We start from the raw sequence: 4,477 nt of genomic DNA, 5'->3' as shown, positions 1-4,477 counted from the left end.
CTGGGCAAGATTGCGGTGGAGGATGCCAACCGGGTATTCCCGGAAGCCCTGCCGGAATCTCCGGACTATGATACCCTCTCTGGATTTCTCCTCCACCATATCGGCCGCATTCCCATGGAGGATCAGACCTTTGTCATCGCGTCTTATGTGATTACGGTTCTTACCATGGACGGCAACCGTATCCTGCGTCTGCGGGTCAGGTATGCGCCTCCGGGACTGAGCGAGGTGGAGGTCCGCAAAGACTGACTGGCGGAGGTGTCCTGCACAAAAGATCCCGAAGGCCGCATGGGGCCGGAAGCCTGCCTTGCCGGGCCTGGTTTGTTGTTCATGCGTCTGAAACAAATTCTTTCAAAATGAACCTTGTTTTGTGCGATGCAATAGGGTAAGAAAAAAGCGTGGGATTTTTTTAGCGTCCCTATCCTTTTTCAACCACGACATGCGGTGCTGCCATGTTTTCCATTCGAGCGGATGTAGAAAAAAATCGGTTGTACATCACCATCGGCATTCTGGAGTCCCACGGAGAAATTCTGAATCTTCTTACGGAGATTGAGGATATCCTGCCCCAGCTTTCGCCGGGTTTCACCTGTGTGACAGATCTGCGGCAGTATCGGCGTGTGGGCGACTCCGGAGAAGAAGTGATCCTCCAGGTACAGCGTTGCCTGAAAAGGGCGGGTATTGTCCGAGCCATCCGGATTGAGCGGCGTCAGGCTCTTCCGGAGCATGTGCAGTTTGAAACAGGAAGCCTTGAGGCGGGCTACCCCACGGATCTTGTGCGCAGTCCCGAGGAAGCCGAAAACCTGTTGGCAGCCCTGGAAGAACAGGCCTGAGCATAAAAAAGATGGTTTTTCCAGGGATCTTCCCTGATCCAGCCTTGGCTTTGTGGCGTGTCAGAGAAGAAGCCCGGAGAAAAGATGCATGGCAAGACCACCGTGGCGGAAGGCTCGGATCCGGAGGCCTTTGGGGGGAGAAAAAGCGGTGTCTTGGGGCAGTATGATTCCAGCCTTCCATCCTCGCCACTCTGCTGAAAGCTGTGGGCCCAGGTTTTTTGCCAGGGCGTCGGCTTCGGTTTTTTTCTGCATGCGCAGCCCATAGGGTGGATTGAGTACGATGAGGCCAGGCGGGCCCAGAGGAGGGCTGAGGGAGAAAAAGTCAGCGGTTTGTACCTGAATGTGCTGTAAGAGGGGATGCCCCTGGCATTGCTTTTTCAGTTGAGACGCCGCCACAGGATCTGCGTCACTGGCAAAAATAGAGGGAAGCGGAAAAGGGAGGAAGCCTTGCGGGGTTTCCTCTTTTTGTTTGTGGAGAAGAAAGGCCGGCCAGTTTTCCCAGGCAAAACGCCGGAAGGATCCGGGAGCCACATCCGCAGCCATGAGGGCAGCTTCTATGGAAAAGGTTCCGGAGCCGCACATGGGATCCACAAGACTTCTTTTGGGATCGTAGCTTAAGGCCAAGAGGATGGCTGCGGCAAGGGTTTCCCGGAGAGGAGCCCTGCTGCCCTGGGTTTTCAGTCCTCTGAAATATAAAAGGGGGCCAGTGCTGTCCACGGAAAGGGTGAATCGGTCGTTTTCTCCACGGACGAAAAGGGAGGGCAGTGGGGATTCGGGCAGGGGGGGCACCATGGGGGATGGGGGCCTGCCGGAAAAGGCGTCCCGGATGCGTTGGGCGATGGCTTCGGTATGGTAGAGACGGCAGTGGTGGCAGCTTACCCGTATTTCCGGAGGTGCCCCTTCTGGAAAATAAAGGGACCATGGAATGTCGGCCGCAGCCTTTTCCAGCTGGTAAAAATCCCTTGCCGTAAATCGGGCCATGCGCAGGAGGATGCGGGAGGCTGTGCGGAGGCTGCGATTGAGTCGGGGGATCAGGTCCAGCTCGGCTGTGAGGCGGATACCGCCGGTTTCCACGCCAGGCTCCCGGATCTGGGGAAAAAGGGCGCGGATTTCTGCGGCGCACTCGGTTTCAAAGCCCGGCGTACAGATGACAAAGATTTCCTGGGGGCTGTCAAAAAGCTGTCTGCGGATTTGTTTGTGGAGACGGGTACGCCTCATGATGGGGAAACTTTCCTGTGTCTGGGGTGTTTTTCAGGAAGCTGCAGAAGGATGATGGCGCTTATGACAAACGTAGCCCCGGTCATCTGGAAGATGTTGAGGATTTCGGAGAGAAAAAAGAAGCAGAGAAACCCTGCAAAAACCGGCTCCAGGGTGCCGGTGATGCTTGCTGGAGCGGCACCGATGCAGCGGATGCCATAGAGATAGAGAAAAAAGGGAAGAGCTGTGCCCAGGCTGCCGATGGCCATGGCGAGGATCCAGGATGCGTCCTGATTGCCCAGGGCTGCGAACCCGGAAAAAGGCGGCAGGAGGATGTGCCATAAAATGCAGGCAATGAGCATGGCGTAAAAAACAACGGTTTCCGGAGCCTCTTTTTGCATGCGGGCTTCACCGGCCAGGGAGTAGAGAGCAAAGGAGAGGGCTGCGGCAAGGCCTGCGAGAATGCCCGTAAGATCCATGGAGCGCCACTGCATGGCAGGCAGGTCAAGGACCAGGGCGCATCCGGTGAGGGCGGCGCAGAGGGCGATGAGGGTACGCAGGGTCAATCGATGCCCCTGAAAGCAGATCTGCCAGAGAGCGATGAAGGCCGGAGCAAGATATTGGAGGAGAATGGCGGCAGCCACCTGGATGCGGCTGATGGCCAGCAGGTAGGTGGCCTGCATGGCCGCCATGCCGCAGATGCCGAGAAAAAGATAGCCCGGCAGGCTTTTGAGGGGGATGCGTAATTTTTCAGGGGCGCGGAAGGCCAGGAGAAGGCCGATGCAGGCAGTGGCGATGGTGAGGCGTATCTGTACAAGGTCAAAGGGAGAAAGCCCGGCATTGAACAGATACTTGGCTGAAGAGCCCGACGCGGCCCACAGGAGTGCGGCAAGGATGACGGCGAAAAATCCCTGGATCTGGGGGGTGTTTTCCACACGCATGGTGCTTCCTTTCACAAATAGGCGATCCAACAAAACACAACAGGGACACTTGCAGGGAACTGGCGGGAGTACATTGGCAAGGCTCCGGATTCCCGGCGGCTGCATTCCTGAGGCCCTTTAGCACAGAAAAACCGGAGAACACAGGAGAATCCTTCCTGGGGAGCAGGCGGGGGTATTTTTTCTTTTTCCATATCCATTTATCTGTGCTTATCTGTGGAGCCGTTTTTGGACTCTCACTCTTTTTTGTTTTTTATGAAGAAAGGTTTTTTTCGTGGATTTTCTTGGTTTTTCAGGAAAAAAATCGGATGTTCCCATGGGCGCCCCAAGGCGGATACTGCCATGGATCGGTGCTGTGCTGATGTTGGGGCTTTGGGTCATACCGGGCTGGGCCATGGACGGGGCGGAAGAAGAAAGCACGCTCGCTTGGGGGGCCATACTCCTCGGGCTTTTCGGGGGTATTGCTTTTTTTCTCTATGGCATGGAGCTGATGAGCGAGGGGATGAAGCGGGCTGCGGGCAGTCGCATGCGCGAAAGCCTTGCGCGGATGACCCGAAGCCGTTTCCGGGCCCTTGGGGTAGGGGCTTTTGTCACCATGATGGTGCAGTCTTCCAGCGCCACCAGCGTGATGCTGGTGGGGCTTGTGCAGTCAGAGCTTCTCCGTTTTCCCCAGACCCTGGGCATTATCCTGGGGTCGGGCATTGGATCCACGGCCACAGCCCAGCTCATTGCATTCAAGGTGACAGATTATGCCCTCATCATGGTGGCTTTGGGTTTTTTACTGAAGCTTTTGGGAAAAACAGAAAAGCTGAAAAATGCAGGGCTGATTTTTCTTGGGTTCGGCATTCTTTTTTATGGCATGAAGCTCATGAGCGACGCCATGATCCCCTTGCGTTCAGACCCCATGACCCTGCATTTTCTTCAGACGCTTTCGAAACCCATGCTGGGTATCCTTGCTGGAATTGTGGTCACGGCGCTTATCCAGAGCAGCGGCGCCATTGTGGGGATTCTCATTGTCCTTGGGGAGCAGGGGCTGGTGGGTCTGGATGCGGCCTTGCCCATTATTCTGGGATCCAATATCGGTACCTGCGTAACCGCCATTCTCGCAGGACTTGCCGGTGGGCGTGAGGCCAAACGGGTGGCCGCCGCCCATGCGGTATTCAAGATAGCAGGGGTTCTGATCTGTCTCCCTTTCCTGGGATTTTTCGCCGATGCGGTGGCTGCCGCAGGCGGGGGGATGGCCCGTCAGGTGGCCAATGTCCATACCTTTTTTAATATCGGACTGGCTTTTTTGTTTCTGCCCTTCACCGGAGCCTTTGCAAGACTTCTTCTCATTCTGGTTCCGGATAAAAAGGAAAAGGATCCTTTGCCCGCGTTTTCAAGCCCTCTGCAGAATGCAAAGATTGTTGCGCCGGATGTGGCCATGGAAATGGCCAGGCAGGAGATTGCGCGAATGGCCGGGCTTCTGGAGGTGATGGTGAGGGATGCGGGCCTGCTGTTTGTCAGCAGAAAACC

5 protein-coding genes are annotated in these 4,477 nt (G+C 56.0%); 3 read left to right on the top strand and 2 right to left on the bottom strand.

What is annotated here, in order from left to right:
- Together RBR60_RS16215 and RBR60_RS16210 are read left to right on the top strand one after the other, a co-directional pair.
- Nucleotides 1–246 (top strand): transporter associated domain-containing protein (locus RBR60_RS16215; RefSeq protein ID WP_320358727.1); only part of this gene is annotated, 246 nt, incomplete at its 5' end.
- Between the two features lie 203 nt (nucleotides 247–449).
- Nucleotides 450–827 carry a hypothetical protein gene (locus RBR60_RS16210; protein ID WP_320354924.1) on the top strand — a complete coding sequence of 126 codons (378 nt, stop codon included), beginning with the start codon at nucleotides 450–452 and terminating at the stop codon, nucleotides 825–827.
- A gap of 60 nt (nucleotides 828–887) precedes the next feature.
- Here RBR60_RS16210 and RBR60_RS16205 read toward each other — a convergent pair whose 3' ends face one another.
- Both RBR60_RS16205 and RBR60_RS16200 read right to left on the bottom strand, forming a co-directional pair.
- Nucleotides 888–2,045 (bottom strand): hypothetical protein, encoded by a 1,158-nt coding sequence (locus tag RBR60_RS16205; RefSeq protein ID WP_320358725.1) that lies wholly within the window; start codon nucleotides 2,043–2,045, stop codon nucleotides 888–890.
- The gene (locus RBR60_RS16200; RefSeq protein WP_320358723.1) at nucleotides 2,042–2,965 is read right to left on the bottom strand and encodes an EamA family transporter; all 924 of its coding nucleotides are present in this window, start codon (nucleotides 2,963–2,965) and stop codon (nucleotides 2,042–2,044) included. The genes RBR60_RS16205 and RBR60_RS16200 overlap by 4 nt, the downstream gene beginning before the upstream one ends.
- Nucleotides 2,966–3,236: 271 nt before the next feature.
- On the opposite strand from RBR60_RS16200, the gene RBR60_RS16195 reads away from it, so the two are divergent.
- On the top strand, nucleotides 3,237–4,477 hold a 1,241-nt coding region (locus tag RBR60_RS16195), incomplete at its 3' end, for a Na/Pi cotransporter family protein (protein ID WP_320358721.1).

Origin of the sequence: Desulfobotulus sp. (genome assembly GCF_034006065.1) — a bacterium.
Taxonomy (GTDB): Bacteria; Desulfobacterota; Desulfobacteria; order Desulfobacterales; family ASO4-4; genus Desulfobotulus.
The sequence above is the reverse complement of the archived record's forward strand: the minus strand, read 5'-3'. Positions and strand labels throughout refer to the sequence as shown.